The 15,848-nt window shown below is 68.6% G+C and carries 20 protein-coding genes and 1 pseudogene; 13 read left to right on the forward strand and 8 right to left on the reverse strand.

The genetic code is table 11. The features are described 5' to 3' along the window. Positions 1 to 26: 26 nt before the first annotated feature. The 5 genes from ELQ90_RS02510 to ELQ90_RS02530 all read left to right on the forward strand — a co-directional run bounded on the left by ELQ90_RS02510 (position 27) and on the right by ELQ90_RS02530 (position 3,894). Complete coding sequence (locus ELQ90_RS02510) at positions 27 to 974, forward strand: ABC transporter permease (RefSeq protein ID WP_243695966.1); 948 nt, start codon at positions 27 to 29, stop codon at positions 972 to 974. Continuing rightward, positions 971 to 1,840: an ABC transporter permease gene (locus tag ELQ90_RS02515; protein WP_128493678.1), complete on the forward strand. Its 870-nt coding sequence runs from the start codon at positions 971 to 973 to the stop codon at positions 1,838 to 1,840. Before ELQ90_RS02510 ends, ELQ90_RS02515 begins: the two co-directional genes overlap by 4 nt. After that, positions 1,837 to 2,670, forward strand: coding sequence for an ATP-binding cassette domain-containing protein (locus tag ELQ90_RS02520; RefSeq protein ID WP_128493679.1), 834 nt, complete (start codon positions 1,837 to 1,839; stop codon positions 2,668 to 2,670). Before ELQ90_RS02515 ends, ELQ90_RS02520 begins: the two co-directional genes overlap by 4 nt. Beyond that, entirely contained in the window at positions 2,667 to 3,467 is an 801-nt protein-coding gene (locus tag ELQ90_RS02525; RefSeq protein ID WP_128493680.1) for an ABC transporter ATP-binding protein, read from the forward strand. The genes ELQ90_RS02520 and ELQ90_RS02525 overlap by 4 nt, the downstream gene beginning before the upstream one ends. Before the next feature lie 112 nt (positions 3,468 to 3,579). Continuing rightward, positions 3,580 to 3,894, forward strand: coding sequence for a hypothetical protein (locus ELQ90_RS02530; RefSeq protein ID WP_128493681.1), 315 nt, complete (start codon positions 3,580 to 3,582; stop codon positions 3,892 to 3,894). A 131-nt stretch (positions 3,895 to 4,025) separates the two neighbouring features. Here ELQ90_RS02530 and ELQ90_RS02535 read toward each other — a convergent pair whose 3' ends face one another. Continuing rightward, entirely contained in the window at positions 4,026 to 4,784 is a 759-nt protein-coding gene (locus ELQ90_RS02535) for an SDR family NAD(P)-dependent oxidoreductase (protein WP_128493682.1), read from the reverse strand. A 156-nt stretch (positions 4,785 to 4,940) separates the two neighbouring features. Here ELQ90_RS02535 and ELQ90_RS02540 point away from each other — a divergent pair, with 156 nt between their 5' ends. The 3 genes and pseudogenes from ELQ90_RS02540 (at position 4,941) to ELQ90_RS02550 (ending at position 7,386) form a co-directional block, all read left to right on the forward strand. Further along, positions 4,941 to 5,834 carry a helix-turn-helix transcriptional regulator gene (locus tag ELQ90_RS02540; protein ID WP_128493683.1) on the forward strand — a complete coding sequence of 298 codons (894 nt, stop codon included), beginning with the start codon at positions 4,941 to 4,943 and terminating at the stop codon, positions 5,832 to 5,834. A 123-nt stretch (positions 5,835 to 5,957) separates the two neighbouring features. Then, positions 5,958 to 6,849: pseudogene (locus ELQ90_RS02545) on the forward strand (IS5 family transposase). A 36-nt stretch (positions 6,850 to 6,885) separates the two neighbouring features. Further along, positions 6,886 to 7,386: a GNAT family N-acetyltransferase gene (locus ELQ90_RS02550; RefSeq protein ID WP_128493684.1), complete on the forward strand. Its 501-nt coding sequence runs from the start codon at positions 6,886 to 6,888 to the stop codon at positions 7,384 to 7,386. Between the two features lie 270 nt (positions 7,387 to 7,656). Here the strand turns inward: ELQ90_RS02550 and ELQ90_RS02555 are convergent, their stop codons facing one another. From ELQ90_RS02555 to ELQ90_RS02570, 4 genes are all read right to left on the reverse strand, one after another. After that, positions 7,657 to 8,061, reverse strand: a complete 405-nt coding sequence (locus tag ELQ90_RS02555) for a four-helix bundle copper-binding protein (RefSeq protein ID WP_128493685.1) — start codon at positions 8,059 to 8,061, stop codon at positions 7,657 to 7,659. A gap of 366 nt (positions 8,062 to 8,427) precedes the next feature. Continuing rightward, on the reverse strand, positions 8,428 to 9,021 hold the full coding sequence (locus ELQ90_RS02560) for a DUF305 domain-containing protein (RefSeq protein WP_128493686.1): 594 nt from the start codon (positions 9,019 to 9,021) through the stop codon (positions 8,428 to 8,430). A gap of 197 nt (positions 9,022 to 9,218) precedes the next feature. Then, complete coding sequence (locus tag ELQ90_RS02565; protein WP_128493687.1) at positions 9,219 to 9,548, reverse strand: heavy-metal-associated domain-containing protein; 330 nt, start codon at positions 9,546 to 9,548, stop codon at positions 9,219 to 9,221. 17 nt (positions 9,549 to 9,565) lie between these two features. After that, entirely contained in the window at positions 9,566 to 9,847 is a 282-nt protein-coding gene (locus ELQ90_RS02570) for a metal-sensitive transcriptional regulator (protein WP_128493688.1), read from the reverse strand. Positions 9,848 to 9,950: 103 nt separating this feature from the next. Here ELQ90_RS02570 and ELQ90_RS02575 point away from each other — a divergent pair, with 103 nt between their 5' ends. Then, positions 9,951 to 10,274 carry a hypothetical protein gene (locus ELQ90_RS02575; protein ID WP_243696002.1) on the forward strand — a complete coding sequence of 108 codons (324 nt, stop codon included), beginning with the start codon at positions 9,951 to 9,953 and terminating at the stop codon, positions 10,272 to 10,274. Here the strand turns inward: ELQ90_RS02575 and ELQ90_RS02580 are convergent. After that, positions 10,214 to 11,245 carry an aldo/keto reductase gene (locus tag ELQ90_RS02580; RefSeq protein ID WP_128493689.1) on the reverse strand — a complete coding sequence of 344 codons (1,032 nt, stop codon included), beginning with the start codon at positions 11,243 to 11,245 and terminating at the stop codon, positions 10,214 to 10,216. The two genes, ELQ90_RS02575 and ELQ90_RS02580, sit on opposite strands and share 61 nt — an antisense overlap. 193 nt (positions 11,246 to 11,438) lie before the next feature. Between ELQ90_RS02580 and ELQ90_RS02585 the strand changes: the two genes are divergently transcribed. Then, entirely contained in the window at positions 11,439 to 12,410 is a 972-nt protein-coding gene (locus ELQ90_RS02585) for an intradiol ring-cleavage dioxygenase (protein ID WP_128493690.1), read from the forward strand. A gap of 5 nt (positions 12,411 to 12,415) precedes the next feature. On the opposite strand, the gene ELQ90_RS17075 is transcribed toward ELQ90_RS02585, so the two are convergent. Both ELQ90_RS17075 and ELQ90_RS02590 read right to left on the reverse strand, forming a co-directional pair. After that, positions 12,416 to 12,547: a hypothetical protein gene (locus ELQ90_RS17075; RefSeq protein ID WP_279432119.1), complete on the reverse strand. Its 132-nt coding sequence runs from the start codon at positions 12,545 to 12,547 to the stop codon at positions 12,416 to 12,418. A gap of 242 nt (positions 12,548 to 12,789) precedes the next feature. Next, positions 12,790 to 13,218 carry an Hsp20/alpha crystallin family protein gene (locus ELQ90_RS02590; protein WP_128493691.1) on the reverse strand — a complete coding sequence of 143 codons (429 nt, stop codon included), beginning with the start codon at positions 13,216 to 13,218 and terminating at the stop codon, positions 12,790 to 12,792. Between the two features lie 164 nt (positions 13,219 to 13,382). On the opposite strand from ELQ90_RS02590, the gene ELQ90_RS02595 reads away from it, so the two are divergent. From ELQ90_RS02595 to ELQ90_RS02605, 3 genes are all read left to right on the forward strand, one after another. Next, entirely contained in the window at positions 13,383 to 13,682 is a 300-nt protein-coding gene (locus ELQ90_RS02595; RefSeq protein ID WP_128493692.1) for a MerR family transcriptional regulator, read from the forward strand. A gap of 81 nt (positions 13,683 to 13,763) precedes the next feature. After that, complete coding sequence (locus ELQ90_RS02600; protein WP_128493693.1) at positions 13,764 to 15,290, forward strand: DNA-3-methyladenine glycosylase 2 family protein; 1,527 nt, start codon at positions 13,764 to 13,766, stop codon at positions 15,288 to 15,290. Then, positions 15,287 to 15,796, forward strand: a complete 510-nt coding sequence (locus tag ELQ90_RS02605; protein WP_128493694.1) for a methylated-DNA--[protein]-cysteine S-methyltransferase — start codon at positions 15,287 to 15,289, stop codon at positions 15,794 to 15,796. Before ELQ90_RS02600 ends, ELQ90_RS02605 begins: the two co-directional genes overlap by 4 nt. The last annotated feature ends 52 nt before the right edge of the window (positions 15,797 to 15,848 follow it).

A 15,848-nucleotide genomic window follows, 5' to 3' on the forward strand; every position in this document is an offset into this window, starting at 1 on the left:
GCCGGTATCTGCTCCGACGGACAGGATTGCTGCTGCTCGCGTTCGCGCTGGCCGTGGTGATCCTGTTCGTCGTGCTGCGGTTGCTCGGCAATCCCGTTTACGCGCTCATCAGTGTCGGAGCGACCGACGAGGAGATCGCGGCCGCCGCCGCGCGTCTCGGCGTCGACCGCCCGATCCTCGAGCAGTTCGGCGACTACGTGCTGCAGCTCACACGGCTCGACCTGGGCAGGTCGTTCACGAACAACCTGCCCGTCGGCGACGAGATCCTCCGTCGGCTCAACGTGACACTGCCGCTCACAGTGCTCGCGTTCCTCCTCTCCGTCGTCATCGCCGTGCCGGTGGGTTTCATCGCCGCGTGGCGCTCGCGCACCTGGTACGGGACGGCGTTCTCGGCGGTGTCGCAGCTCGGCGGCGCGGTGCCCGTGTTCTGGGTCGGCATCCTGCTCGTCACGGCGCTCGCGCTGAACGCGCGGATCTTCCCCGCCGGCGGCTTCCCGCGTAGCGACTGGGAGGACCCCGGCGCGGCCCTCTTCTCACTCACCCTGCCCGTGCTCACGATCGCGATCGTCTCGGGGAGCGACCTCGCGCGCTACGTGCGGAGCGCGACGCTCGACGTGCTCGGTCAGCAGTACATGCGCGCGGCGCGGGCGACCGGTCAGAGCTTTGCAGGCGCGTTCGTGCGGCACGGCATCCGCAACGGCATCGTGCCGGTGATCTCGATCCTCGCGATCCAGCTGTCGACGACGTTCGTCGGGGCGGTCATCGTCGAGCGGGTCTTCGCGCTGCCGGGACTCGGCGACATGCTGCTCGTGGCAATCCAGGAGCAGGACTTTCCGAGCGTGCAGGGTGTGCTGCTGGTCTCGACGACTCTCGTGCTGCTGCTCGGCTTCGTCGCCGACGTCGTGCAGCGGATCATCGATCCACGGTTGCGGGCGTCCGTCTCCGGCAACCGGAGAGCGAGGGCGATCGCGTGACCGTCTCCGTTCCCACCGCCGCTGAGCAGAAGCCCGTCGTGCGGCGCGCGCGCCGTCGCACGTCGATCAACCTCGTCGTCGGAGGTGTGCTCTTCGGCGTCATCGTCACCGTGGCGGTCCTGTCGTTGTTCGCGCTCCCGTACGAGCCGTCCGACACGACGGGCGGTCGGCTGCAGCCGCCGTCGGGCGAGCACTGGGCGGGGACGGACCGGCTCGGCCGCGACCTCTTCACGCAACTCATGATCGGCGCGCGCCTCGCGATGCTCACGGGACTCGGGTCCGTCGCGATCGCCGCGGTCGTGGGGGTCGTCGTCGGCCTCGTCGCCGCGACGGCGGGCCGCTGGATCGACGACGCGCTCTCGAGCCTCCTCGACATCGCGATCGCCTTCCCGACGCTGCTGCTCGCGATGCTCGTCGTCGCGTGGCGTGGCGCCTCCCTCGACTCCGCGATCCTCGCGATCGGACTCGCGGGCTCGGCGGTCATCGCGAGACTCACGCGCGTGACCGCCTCGCGCGTCCTCGCGCAGGAGTTCGTGAAGGCATCACGTACATCGGGCACGGGCACCCTCCGCCTCATCCGCCTGCACGTGCTCCCCAACGTCTGGCCGACGCTCATCGTGCCGCTCGCCCTGCAGTTCGGCGGCGCGGTGGTCGCGGAGGCCTCGCTCTCCTACGTCGGCCTCGGCTCGCCGCCGCCGAACGCGTCGTGGGGGCGCATGCTGCAGGAGGCGCAGAGCACCGTGCTCGTCGCGCCGTCGGCGGCGATCCTCCCCGGGCTCCTCCTCGTCGCCACGATCATCGGCGTCAACCTTCTGGCCGACGGTCTGCGCGACGTCGCCGATCCGGCGGGACGGAGCATCCGATGACCGCCTTGCTGTCCGTCGATTCCCTCGGCGTGCACCTCGACGGCGTCGCGGGGGCTCCGCTCGTCGACGACGTCTCGTTCGAGGTCGCCGAGGGCGAGCGGCTCGGCGTGATCGGGGAGTCCGGGTCGGGGAAGTCGCTCACGGCGCTCGCCGTGCTCCGTCTGCTCGCGCACCCCCTGCGAGCCACGGGTTCGATCCGACTCGCGACGGGTGAGGGAGACGTCGAGGTGATCGGTGCCCGCCAACGCCGCCTCGACGGGGTGCGCGGATCGACCGTCGGCGCGGTCTTCCAGGAGCCGCTCGCCTCGCTCGACCCGCTCATGCGCATCGGCGCCCAGTTGGCCTGGCCGCTCCGGCGTCACCGCGGCCTCCGGGGTGACGCCCTCCGTCGCGCCGTGCTCGACGCGCTCGCCGAGGTGCAACTCGCGGCACCGGAGCGGATCGCCCGGTCGTTCATCCACGAGGTGTCGGGCGGTCAGCGCCAGCGTGTGGCGATCGCCCTCGCCCTCGCCGCTCAGCCGCGGCTCCTCATCGCAGACGAGCCCACGACGGCGCTCGACGTGACGGTTCAGGCCGGAGTACTCGAGCTCATCCAGTCGTCGGTCGCCGAGCGTGGCATGTCGCTCGTGTTCATCAGTCACGACCTGCCCGTCGTCGCCGGCATCGCCGACCGGGTCGTCGTGATGCGGGCGGGGCGCGTCGTCGAGACGGGGGAGACGCGGCAGCTGCTCTCGGCGCCACGGGAGGGCTACACCCGGACGCTCGTCGCCGCCTCGCGAGCACTCGACGACCTGCTTCCCGCCGCGCCACTCGACGGAGGGCGAGTATGACCGCCGCGACGCCCGGTGAGGCGCAGGCGAACGCCGCGCCGGTCGTCCTCGCCGCCGATCGCGTGAGCTTCTCCTACGGTCGCGGGGCCGAGGTGCTCCACGACGTCTCGCTCGCACTCGTCCCGGGTGAGAGTGTCGGTCTCGTCGGGGAGTCGGGCGCCGGGAAGACCTCGCTGCTCCGGTTGCTGCTCGGGCTCGGCGCGCCCACATCGGGTGAGATCCGCTTCGAGGGACACGCGCTCGACCGTCGCGACACCCGCTCGATGCTGGCGTTCCGTCGGGCTGTGCAGCCCGTCTACCAGGACCCCTTCTCCTCCCTCGACCCGCGCATGCGCGTGGGGGACTCCGTCGCGGAGCCGCTGCGCTCCCTCGGGATCGCGGGCGGCCGTACCGAGCGGGCCGCTCGCGTCACCGAGCTCCTCGAGTCGGTCGGGCTCCCGGCCGATGCCGCCGAGCGCTACCCTGACGCGTTCTCCGGAGGGCAGCGTCAACGCATCGCGATCGCGCGCGCCCTCGCACCCGAGCCGCGCGTGATCCTCGCTGATGAGCCCGTGAGCGCCCTCGACACGTCGGTGCGGATGCAGGTCATCGAGCTGTTCCAGCGCCTCGCACGGGAGCGGGGGATCGGGCTCCTGCTCGTCTCCCACGACCTCACGATCGTGGCCGCGCTGTGCCGTCGCATCGCCGTGCTCGAGGGCGGAATCATCGTCGAGCAGGGCGAGACGCGCTCGGTGCTCACCGAGCCGCGGCACCCGTACACGCGGCGCCTGCTCGACTCCGTTCCCCGCCTGCCCTGAACTGCGACCGCAACCGCCGACCGCCAACCGCCGAACGGCACGAAGCAATCCGGTTCGGCGTGGAGGGATCGACGCGGCGAATGGCGAGCGTCTACGATCCAGGTCGGCGTGGATGGCGAACAGCTACATCGCGACGACCACTGACGCGTCCGCCTCCGGGCCGACGCCGGGCAACTCGACGACGTACTCCTACGATGCAATCGGCACCGTCACCAGCGTCTCTCTTCCGACGGGCGCGGTGGCCAGTGCCACCTACGCGACGGGCACGAGCCGCGCAGGCACGGGCGGGACGAAGTTCCAGCCGAACTCCTCCATAGACGCCGCCGGTAATGGGAAGAAGTTCGACTACGACGGCAACAACAACGTCATCCCAGAGCCCAGCGCCCTGCCCAGGCTTGTCTCCGCGCTCCCGCCGACTCGATCCTGACTAGCACCTCGTCCCCGCGAATCTCGCCGACGTCGAGGTATTCCAGGCTGACGGTCTTCACCGCGCGCATCACCGTGGCATGGGTGTCCGGCATGGTCGCTTCTTTCAGCCGTGTGCGGGTTCCGGGAGTATTAGGGCTGGTCGGTGGGGCGGATGACGATCTCGTTCACCGCGACCCGGCGGGGGCTGGTCACGATGAACGCGGCGGCTTCAGCGACGTCCTCGGCGTGCAGCGCCTCGACCTCACCGAACATCGAGGTGAAGCCCTCCGCGGCGCCTTCCTTCTGGTCGAACAGCTCGCTCTCGGTGCGGCCCGGCTCGATGACCGAGAAGCGGACGTTACGGGTGGTGTACTCCTGACGCCATGCCTCGGTGGCCGAGGTGACGGCGAACTTCGTCGCGGTGTAGACGGCGACGCCGGCCGCGGCGACCCGGCCCGACACGGAGGAGATGTTGACGACGTCGGCGACGGTGCGGGAGTTGCTCTGTGCGGCTTCGAGGAGATGGGGGAGTGCGGCTTTGGTGACGTAGAGCAGGCCGCGGAGATTGATGTCGATCATCTGGTCCCACTCCTCCAGGGGCGACTCGTCGGAGGGGCCGTTGAGCATGGTGCCAGCGGCGTTGACGAGGGTGTCGACGCGGCCGAGTTCGGTCACGACCCGTTCGATCGCGGTGTGGGCGGAGTCGGCGTCGGTGAGGTCGGCGCCGATGACCAGCGCGGTGCCGCCTTCGGCCCGGACCTGGGTGGCGAGCTCCTGGAGGCGGTCTTCGCGGCGGGCGATGAGGGCGACGGTGGCGCCAGCGGCGGACAGTCGGCGGGCGGTCGCACGGCCGATGCCGCTCGATGCGCCGGTGATGACCGCGACGGCCCCGTTCAGGTTCTCGGACATGGTTGGTTTCCTTCGGTAGTCGGACTGAATGCGTGCTTCACAAGCTGAACATCCCCGACCGGTGACCGTGCCGGCTTAGCCCGCACTGGTCCACCTAGCACCACGAGTACCTGCTAGACCCGTGAGCCGGGCTCTGCTCAGGAGCAGACTGGTGGTGTGACCGAATCTCACGACCTCCGCGAGTTCCTGATGTCACGCCGCGCCCAAATCGACCCGGCGTCGACGGGGCTTCCCGAGACCGCGACCGCCCGCCGCGGGAAAGGTCTGCGCCGGGAAGAGGTCGCCGCTTTGGCCGGCATGAGCGTCGACTACTATGCCCGACTTGAGCAGGGTCGGATCGGCAACGTCTCCGACCAGATCCTCACTGCGATCGAAGATGTCCTCGGACTCACCCCGCTCGAACGCGATCACCTGCGCGCTCTGGTGCGCACTGAACCGGCGCAGGCCCGCAAAAAGGCGCCGCCAGCCACGCGAGTGCGCCGCAGTCTCCGGGATCTGATCGTAGCGATGGACCCCATCCCGGTGATCCTGCAAGGCCCGCGGATGGAGGTCTTGGCGTGGAACCGCGCCGCGACGACCCTTCTCGCCGACTTCGCCGCCATGTCGCCCTCGGATCGCAATATCGCCCGTTGGCTGTTCCTCGACTCCTCAACACGCACGAAGTACCCGGACTGGGAAGATGTGGCCGCGCCGACCGTCGCAGCGCTCCGCGCCGCGCGCGACCCCCGCCGTCCCGACGAGGCGTTGGAACGGCTCGTCGGCGAGCTGTCCGTCGCCTCGGAGGACTTCGCCCGGTTCTGGGCCGGCTACCGGCTGTTCAAGCATGGTCACGGCGCCAAGCGCATCTTCCACGAGACCGTGGGCACAATGACTCTCAACTACGAGACGTTCGATGTCCCCGACTCCGGCGGACAGTTCTTTTCCACCTACACCGCCGACGTGGGGTCGCCCTCGGCCGAGAAGCTGCAGATCCTCCTGAGTTGGAATGAGCCTGTGCCTATTTCGCGAGGACAGGAAGCCGGCGCTCCACGGGCCGTCGACGAGCATTGATTGGCGACTCACGCGAGAACTCCGTCCCGTCTAGTGCGTGTTGCTAAACGGCCATGCTCAGGCGCCAGCGGTCTAGGGCGTGTTGCGAAACACGCTTCGGTTGTCGCGGGTGAGTCTTGGGTCGTGTCGCGTGATGTGATCTCGGATGAGGCGTGGGTTGTGATCGAGCCGTTGTTCCCGGAGGTGAAGACCACTGGCCGCCCTCCAGTGGGTCGGCTCACGGTGGTCGAGGCGGCGGCGTGGCGGTTCCGGACGGGCGCGCCATGGCGGGACGTGCCGGAGCGGTTCGGGAACTGGAACACGATCTACAAGAACTTCAATCGGTGGGCCGAGCAAGGTATCTGGGCGCGGGTGCTGGAGAAGACTCAGTCGCTCGCGCAGCAAGCCGGGGACCTCGACTGGGTGGCCTCGATCGACTCCACGATCGTGCGCGTGCACCAGCACGGTGCGACCCTCCCGTGCACCACAGGGGGCGGGATCGAACTACAAGAAGTTCGGTGATGAGCCGCCTGACCATGCGATCGGTCGCTCCCGTGGGGGTTTGACGACGAAGAACCACCTCGTCTGTGATGGGAGGGGACGCGCTCTCGCGTTCATTCTGACGCCGGGGCAGGCTGCCGACACGATCATGATGGCCGCGACGCTTGAACAGATCCGAGTGCCCATCGGCCGGGGTCGGCCGAGGACGCGTCCGGACCGCGTGATGGCAGACAAGGGCTACCCGTCGAGGGCGAACCGGGCGTGGCTGCGCCAGCGCGGGATCGCGGTGACGATCCCCGAGCGTGACGACCAGATCGCCCATCGCCGCAGACGCCGCGGGCGGCCGATCGAGTTCGGCGACAAGCAGCGGGACCGCTACCGCGGCCGCAACGTGGTCGAAAGATGCTTCAACAAGCTCAAGCAGTGGCGCGGCATCGCGATGAGGACAGACAAGCTCGGCCGGAACTACCACGCCGGTCTCTGTCTTGCCGCGACGCTCCACTGGCTCAGCACGACCGAGAGTGGCACTACGTAAGATCGAGGCGCCTTGGGCGTCCGCTATCGTGCTGAGGTGCTTCCAAGAGATACGGCGAGACTTCGCTTTCGACAGATGGTGCCGTCCGACCTGGACGCGATGGCCCGGCTGTTGGGCGATCCCGAGGTCATGCGGTACTACCCCGCGCCGAAGACCCGCGACCAGGCGGCTGCGTGGATCGCATGGAACCAACGGAACTACGCCGAACACGGCTTTGGGCTCTGGATCATCGAGACGCACGCGGGTGATTTCGTCGGAGACTGCGGCCTGACATGGCAGGACGTCAACGGGCTGACCAAACTCGAGGTGGGAAATCACGTCAGCCCGGCCTCGCAAGGCGGCGGCATCGCGACAGAGGCGGCTGCGGCATGCCGCGACTTTGTGATCGAACACGTCGAGGCGCGGGAACTGATCGCTATCATTCACCCGGACAATCGCGCCTCCGAGCGGATCTCCGCGAAGATCGGGATGCACCGCATCGAAGACGACCACGCTGGAAGCCATTCACGCCAAATCGTCCTGAGCATGGCCGTTTAGCAACACGCCCTAGGCGTTCGGTGGCGCTGCGTGATGCTTTCGGCTCGTCGGAGTGTGGGGCGCACGGCCGTGAAAAGGGGTCGGTAGTTCCGTCCCCTCCTAGTACGTCGTCTCGTGTCCTGATCACCGGCATCGAGTCCGCCCGTAGGCGGGGATTGAGAAGACTTGACGCTCAGCATCGCCGGATGATCATCACGGTCGAGGGCCCAAATGCTGCCGGTAAAATGACCTGGTGTCCGGCGAACGTCGTTCGCGGACCCCCCTTATCGGTCAGAGGGCGGCGAGGAGGGCGTTGCACGTCTGTTCACAGCGCCGGCACGCCTCCGCGCATACGCGACAGTGCTCGTGCATGCCGGCGTGCTTCTCGCACTCTTCAGCGCAGCGGACGCACGCGTCCCGGCACACTTCGACAAGAGCCCGGATAAGGACGGTGTCAGAGGTGGGCCGGGCGAGGACCTTTCCCGTCGCGGCGCAGACGTCGGCGCAGTCGAGGTTGCGGCGGATGCACTCGCGCAGGTCCACGACCATGTCTTCGGCGAGGCAGGCGTCGGCGCACGATGTGCAGATGACCTCGCACTCGATGCATGCAGCGATGCAATCCGCGAGAAGCGCGGTATCCACACCGTTGCTGCCGTCGGGGTGGGTCTTGAGCATGTTCTCAATGAAGGTCGTCATTGTCACTTCTCCTGTCGTGTGGTTGCCGCCTCACGACGAGGGTACGAGGAGAAGACACGTTCCCGACAGGGCTTGTGAGGTCACCACATCGAGGCGGCAGATGATGTGGTGGCCCCGTCCCGGCTTGCTGACGACGTCAGTCGTGGCGAAAGTTCATCAGCTATCCCACACGGGTGTCCAGGTCGCTCCGAAGTCGGACGTGACGCTGATTCCGCGATCGTCCGTGACGAAGGAGCGCTGACCTGTTGGGTCCACCGTGATCACTCCTGGGCCCGTAAGAACGGTGGTGGCGCGCAGGGCGCGCGGAGGCGGAGAGATGATGACTCGTTTCGGAGAGGAAAGCCGAGAACCGGGTCTGCGGGTCTGTTACAGGGACGCGAGGAGCTCCTGCATCATGACGATCTCCTCGGTCTGGTCGGCGACGATCTTCTCGGCGAACTCGACGGCGTCAGCGTTCTGGCCGTTGTCCACTTCGCCTTGAGCCATGCTGACCGCGCCCTGGTGGTGCTCGATCATCTGCTCGAGGAACAGGGTCGAGGCTTCGGCGCCGGTCGCCGCTTCGAGCGCGGCCATGTCCTCCTCGGACATCATGCCCCCGTGGTCCATTCCCTCCATGCCCTCGACGCCCCAGTCGGCAAGCCACGAGTTCATCTTCTCGATCTCCGGCTCCTGTGCTGCCTTGATCTTCTCCGCGAGAGCGGCGACCTCCTCATTGACGCCCTCCTTCTCCAGGAGAACGTCTGACATCTCGATCGCCTGCTCGTGATGCATGACCATCGCGGACGCGAACATCGTGTCCGCGTCGTTGACGTCCGCCGAGGAGGCGCTCTCCGAGGGGGAGGAGGAGCTTCCATGGTCCATGCCGGCCATCCCATCATCGGACCCGGCGCTGGAGCACCCGGCGAGGACGAGAGCGGTGGCGAGAGCGGTTGATGCGACAGCGACTCTGCGCGTGTTCATGATGTGTTCCTTCTTTCAGTGGGTGCAGGTGATTTCCAGCGCCGCTGACGGCGCGGTCGGTTTCTGTGCTGTGCAGAACCGGGAAACCGGTCCGACTGATGGAGAGAACGTGTAAAGACGGTGTGGGCAGCATCCGCAGCGGCGGTCCGCGCCGGTCGCGGTCGGTCGCGAGAATGCCCCTAGGTGGATGAGAGGGCCTAAGCGGGCGATGTGGCAACGGTGTATCCCGCCTCCGCGACGGCGGCGTTGATCTGATCAGCGGTGATCGGAGCGGTGCTCGTGACGGTCACCGTCGAGGAACCGCCGACGTTGAGCTTCACGTCCACGCCGCTGACACCGTCGATGCCCGCAAGCTCCTTGGTGACGCTCTGCACACAGTGCCCACAAGTCATGCCGTCGACGAGGACCTCGGCGCTCACGGGGCCGGCAGTGACCGACGATGTCGCCGGAGCGGCATCCGTCGCGCAGCAGACGCAAGACGAGTTCGCGTCTGTCAGTCCCAGATCGTTTCGTTCTGTCGCGCACATGGTGTTATTCCTTTCGGTCAGGACCGCACGAGGCGCGCGATCGCAGCGCTCTCCTCATGGAGCTTCTTTTCAGCTACCGCTCCGCCTTCGGCGCTGGCTTCCGCGACGCAGTGGCTGAGATGGTCATTCGGGAGTGGAAGTGCCACATTCTCGGGCGCTTTCGTAGCGGCAGAAATTTGAGTGAGGATATCGATGCAATACACGTCGTCCTCGACCATGCGAACGATCCCGTGCACCTGTCCTTCGGCCGGATTGAGCCGCTCGGTCAGATCGCTCTTGTTCTCGACATACCCACTCATGCGCGTACCCCCCAGGGGTACAAGCATACGGGTTGTTTCGAGCTGTGGTTAGCCCGTTCAGCTTCCCGGGCGAGTGCGGCAGCGGAGGCGGCCAGTAGCCGTGATGCACACCCACCTCTGCTACTCCGAGTTCGGCATCGTCATCGAGGCGATCCGTGGACTCGACGCCGGCGCGGCGAGCATCGAGGCGGTGCGCAGCCGCATGCAGATCGTCGACGACATCGCCGCGAGCGGCTTCGGCCACGGCCGCGGGCCGGGCGTCGACGGCATTCACTCGCCGCACGTACCGAGCACGGCGGAGGTCGTCGACCTCATCGAGCGAGCGCTCCCCGCCGTGCCCGACCGGTGCTGTGGATCAACCCGGGGTCAGTGGGCGCCCGAGAGGCCGCGGTGGCGTTGGGCGACGCCCGCCGTGCCGTACGGGTAGTCGTCGACCCGCGGAATGCTCGCGTCGGTGAGGCGCTGCGTCTCCTCGTCCGAGAGCACGAGATCCGTCGCGGCCATGTTGTCGCGGAGCTGCTCGACCGTGCGGGCGCCGAGGATGACGCTTGTGACCGCCGGGCGGTCGCCGAGCCAGCGCAGGGCGACCTGCGAGGGCGAGACGCCGTGCCCGTCCGCGATCTCCTTCACGGCATCGACGACGTTCCACGTGCGCTCGTCGGCGTTGCGCTCCTGCCACGCCTCCATGCCGCGCGTCGGATTCTCGCCGAGTCGCGTCGAACCGGTCGGGGGCACGTCGCGCTCGTACTTGCCGCTCAGCCAGCCGCCGCCGAGGGGCGACCAGGGCAGCAGTCCGATGTTCGCGTCGAGGGCTGCGGGCACGACCTCGTGCTCGATGTCGCGGACGAGCAGGTTGTACTGCGGCTGCAGCGTGACGGGGGCCGCGAAGCCGTGCGCTTTCGCGACGTGCACGGCCTTCGTGAGCTGCCAGCCGAGGTAGTTCGAGAAGCCGTAGTAACCGATCTTCCCGGCGCTCACGGCGTCGTCGAGGAAGCGCAGCGTCTCCTCGATGGGCGTGTGGGCGTCCCACGCGTGCATCTGGTAGAGGTCGATGTGGTCGACGCCGAGCCGCGAGAGCGAAGCGTCGAGAGCGGTGCGGAGGTGGCGGCGCGAGAGGCCGACGTCATTCGGCCCGTCGCCCATGGGGAAGCGGCCCTTCGTCGCGATGACGAGCTGGGCTGCCTCCGTCGGGTGCTCGGCCAGCCAATGTCCGATGATCGTCTCCGAGACGCCGGCGCTGTAGACGTCGGCGGTGTCGATGAAGGTTCCACCGGCCTCGACGTAGGCGTCGAGGATCTCGTGCGACGTCTCCTCCGTGGCCTCCGCCCCGAACGTCATGGTGCCGAGGGCCTGCTCGGAGACGGCGGCTCCTGAGCCACCGAGAGTGCGGTACTGCATGCGTGCTCCTTGTCGTCGTGGTCGGCGCGCGGCCGGAGCTACGACGCCTCGGCAAGTCTCGACCCGTGCGCGAACCGGTGCAAGGCCTCGACGCGGTTGATCCATAGCGTTCGGCTAGACGCGGCAGGGAGTCGCCACAGCCGATTCGCCCAAACTCGGTGGACGGACACGAGCACGATGGAAGGACGACCTCATGGCGCGCATCCCGGAACCGGAGCGGACACCCGACGGACCACGATACGAGGGGCGGAGCCTCGACAGACCGGACGAGGAGGTCGTGGACCAGGGATTGCGCTTCGACGTGGGAACGCTCGTGACCCGCCGCAACGTGCTCGCATTTCTCGGCCTCGGAGCGGGCACGCTCGCGCTGGCCGCGTGCTCCGGGGGAGGTGGTGCATCGTCGACCGCCTCCACGGCGTCGGGATCGGCGTCGGGATCGGCGACGTCGGGCACGACGTCCGCCGGAGAGATTCCGGATGAGACGGCAGGACCGTACCCGGGAGACGGGTCGAACGGTCCGGACGTCCTCGCGGATTCCGGGATCGTGCGGAGCGACATCCGCTCGAGCATCGGCGGCGGAGCGACGGCCGCCGGGGTGCCGATGACGCTCACACTCACGATCCTCGACATGGCCGGAGGGGACGCGGCCTTCGAGGGCGTCGCCGTGTACGTGTGGCACTGCGACGCAGCAGGCGGGTACTCCATGTACTCGGACGGGATCGAGAACGAGACCTACCTCCGGGGCGTCCAGGTCGCTGGCGCCGACGGCACCGTGACGTACACCTCGATCGTCCCGGCTTGTTACACGGGCCGCTGGCCCCACATCCACTTCGAGGTGTACCCGGACGTCGACTCGATCACCGACTCGGCGAACGCGATCGCGACATCGCAGGTCGCGCTCCCCGCGGACATGTGTCGCGATGTGTATGTGCTCGACGAGTACGCGGGCTCGACGAGCAACCTCCAGCAGGTGAGCCTCGACGCCGACAACGTCTTCGGCGACGACGGGGGAGCGTCACAGCTCGCGACCGTTACGGGAGACCCGTCCTCCGGCTACACGGTCACGCTCACGGTGCGTGTCGACACCACCACGACTCCGACAGCCGGTTCGGCACCGGCTGGGGGTCGTGGCGATGGCGGCGGCGTTCCGCCGGAGCGCGGCTGAGGTCGTCAGAGATCGAGGGAACCGACCGTCAGGATTCCGGCGAGGAGCGCCACGACCAGCGCCCACAGTGTTAGCAGGACGGCCGAGAGTCCGACCACGACGACGTAACCACCGACCACCGTCAGAACGTCGCGCACGCGCGATCGGGTGGTTGGGGGAGTGAACGTGCGCCGTAGCGCTTCCCGGGCCCATCGGTGGAGACTGCCGGAGGCGCTGCGTGCAGGGGACAGGGCGGAGGACTGTCCGCGAGGGGTGTTCGTCTGTGTGGTGATCGTGGTCATAGAGATCGTGTGGCTAGCCATGAGGACGGGGAGGACTGTGGCGGAGAAGGGGCCGGCCCGGGGCGCCGGTCGACCGAGCGGCCCCGGGCCGGCCTGCGTCAGGCGTCGATCGCTTGCGGCGCCGCCGACTCGTCGGTCTCGACGGCGATCTTCCGCGGCTTCGCGCGTTCGGCGACCGGGATGATCACCGAGAGGACGCCGTTCGCGTACGCCGCCGAGATGCCGTCGAGATCCACGCCGTCGCCGAGCGTGAACTGGCGGAGGAATGAGCCGGCTCCACGTTCGCGAGCCAGCCACCGGACGTCGTCCCGTCCGTCGGCTGTGCGTTGGGCGCGGATGGTCAGCTGGGTGCCATCGACGTCGATATCGATCGAACCGGGATCGATGCCCGGGAGATCGGCGTTCAAGACGTAGCGGTCACCGTCGCGGAACAGATCGACGGGCATGAATCGAGGTGCCCGAACGGAGTCCAGGACGGCCGCGGCGAAGCGATCCAGTTGGCTCATCGGGTCGAAGGTCAGTGCCATTGAGGATTCTCCTTTCATGCGGTGCACGGGTGCGCCCGTGCGGTACGGATACGCGATCGGGAGCTGGCCGCTCCCTTGCTGATGATGGAGATTATCTGTATTTTCGGTTGCAGATTTTTTATACGACGGAAACGAGAACCACGCAAGTCCTGGAGGGGTATCGAATGGTGGATCGGGATCCGGCGGCCCCCGTGTACGGCATCGCGGTCGCGGCGGACCTGCTCGGAGTGCCCGAGGCCACACTGAGACTGTACGAGAGCAAGGGGCTCCTGGAGCCGTCGCGCACAGCCGGCGGCACGCGACGGTACAGCGACGACGACCTCGAGAGGTTGCGCCGGGTCGCCGACCTGCGGGACGAAGGAATCAACATCGCCGGGATCCGGCGCGTCCTCGATCTCGAGGATGAGAATCAGGATCTCCGAAACCGAGCGCTCGAGGACGACGGAGGGTCGGCTCCCGAGTGAGTCGGTGGCCGGTGGCAGGAGCTCAGAGGCGATGTCCGATTTCCGCTAGCCCTGCACACTCGTGTGAGGCAGGCTGAGGTCATGGACTTCGGAGAGCGGTATCGCGTGATCGAGTCGCGCGACGCGCGGTTCGACGGTCGCTTCGTGACCGCGGTCCGCTCCACGGGCATCTACTGCCGCCCGAGCTGCCCCGCCCGCACGCCCAAGGCCGCCAACGTCACCTTCTACCCCACGAGCGCCGCCGCGCACCTCGCCGGCTTCCGCGCGTGCAAGCGGTGCTTGCCCGAGGCGACTCCCGGCAGCCCCGAATGGAACCTGCGCGAGGACGCAGCGGCCCGGGCCATGCGACTCATCGCCGACGGCGTCGTGGAGCGAGAGGGGGTCGACGGTCTGTCCCGCCTGCTCGGGTACTCGACGCGGCAGCTCAACCGCATCCTCGTCGCCGAACTCGGCGCCGGGCCCATCGCCCTCGCGCGCGCCCAGCGCGCTCAGAACGCGCGGGCGCTCATCACGGGGACGACCATGCCGATGGCGGACGTGGCGTTCGCCGCCGGCTTCTCGAGCATCCGGCAGTTCAACGACACCGTCTCCGAGGTCTTCGGCCTCACCCCCTCCGCTCTGCGAGCCCGCTCGAGCGCGGGGCGGAATGCCGTGTCAGAGGCGGCCGGATCGATCCGGCTCTTGCTGCCGTACCGCGCGCCGCTCGACGTCGACGGCCTCTTCGGGTGGTTCACGCCGCGCGCCGTGCCGGGGATGGAGCTCTCCTCCGCCCGGCGGTACGCCCGCACGGTCCGCCTCCCCAAGGGCGCGGCCTTCGTCGACCTGAGCGCGCCCGAGCGCGTCACGGGCCGGCCGCGGATCGACGCCCTCGTGCGCTTCGAGAACCTCGGCGACCTGCCGGCCCTCCTCGGCCGGGTCCGGCGCCTGCTCGATCTCGACGCCGACCCCGCCGCAGTCGACGACGTACTCGCTCGAGACGCACGACTGCGCTCCGCGGTGGAGCGGGTGCCCGGCATCCGCGTGCCCGGTGCGCTCGATGCGGGCGAGATGCTCATGCGCGCGCTCCTCGGCCAGCAAGTGACGGTCTCCTCCGCGCGCACGCAGCTCACGCGGCTCGTCGAGGCGCTCGGCGAGCAGGTGTCGGCGGCGATCGCGCCGCTCGGCGATACAGGGACCGCGTGGCGGTTGTTCCCCCGGCCCCAGGCGATCGCGGAGCACGCCCACGAGGTCCTCCGCGGACCCGCTGCACGGACGGACACCGTGCGTCGCGTCGCCGCAGCGCTCGCCGATGGTTCGCTCGCCATCGGCCTCGCCGATACGCGCGACGACGTCACCGAACGCCTCACCGCGATCCGCGGCATCGGCCCCTGGACGGCCGACTACGTGGTCCTCCGGGCGCTGAGCCACCCCGATGTGTTCGTGCGGAGCGATGTCGCGATCCGTGCCGGCGCGCGTGCCCTCGGTTTCGCGGACACCGACCGGGGGCTCGGCGCGGACGCCGCCGCCTTCGCCCCGTGGCGGAGCTACTTCTCCCTGCATCTCTGGCGGGCGGCCGCGGATGCGCCGCCGCGCCGCCCCGCACCACCCCGACGGAAGGACATCGAATGACCGCGACAGCCGTCGTGCACACGATCGACACGCCCGATGGGGCGTTCACGCTGCTCGAGGACGAGGTCGGGCGGGTGCTCTCATCCGGGTGGACGGATTCCGCGGAAGCGGTGCTCGCGCGACTCTCCGTGCGGAACCGGCCGGAGATCGCGCGTGGCGTCGCTCGGAACGTGAGCGCGGTGGAGGCCTATTACGCGGGTGAGGTGAGAGCGATCGACACGGTGCCCGTTCGGCACTTCGGGACGGAACTGCAGAGCGTCGCGTGGGCGGAACTGCGCCGGATCGCGGCGGGCGTTCCGATCACGTATACCGAACTCGCGACGCGCACGGGCAACCCCCGCGCCGTCCGCGCCGCCGCGAGTGCGTGCGCCCGCAACGCCCCGGCGCTCTTCGTGCCGTGTCATCGCGTCGTCAACTCCGCCGGCGGCCTCGCGGGCTTCGCGTGGGGCATCCCCGTGAAGCGTGCGCTCCTCGCGCGAGAAGCATCCGCCGTCCTCGGTCCCTGAAACGTGGGGACTGCGGTCTCCCGTGACGCGCTCCGACAGGCTCCGCGATCGG

The sequence above is a fragment of the Labedella phragmitis genome, assembly GCF_004078635.1.
GTDB classification, from domain to species: domain Bacteria; phylum Actinomycetota; class Actinomycetes; order Actinomycetales; family Microbacteriaceae; genus Labedella; species Labedella phragmitis.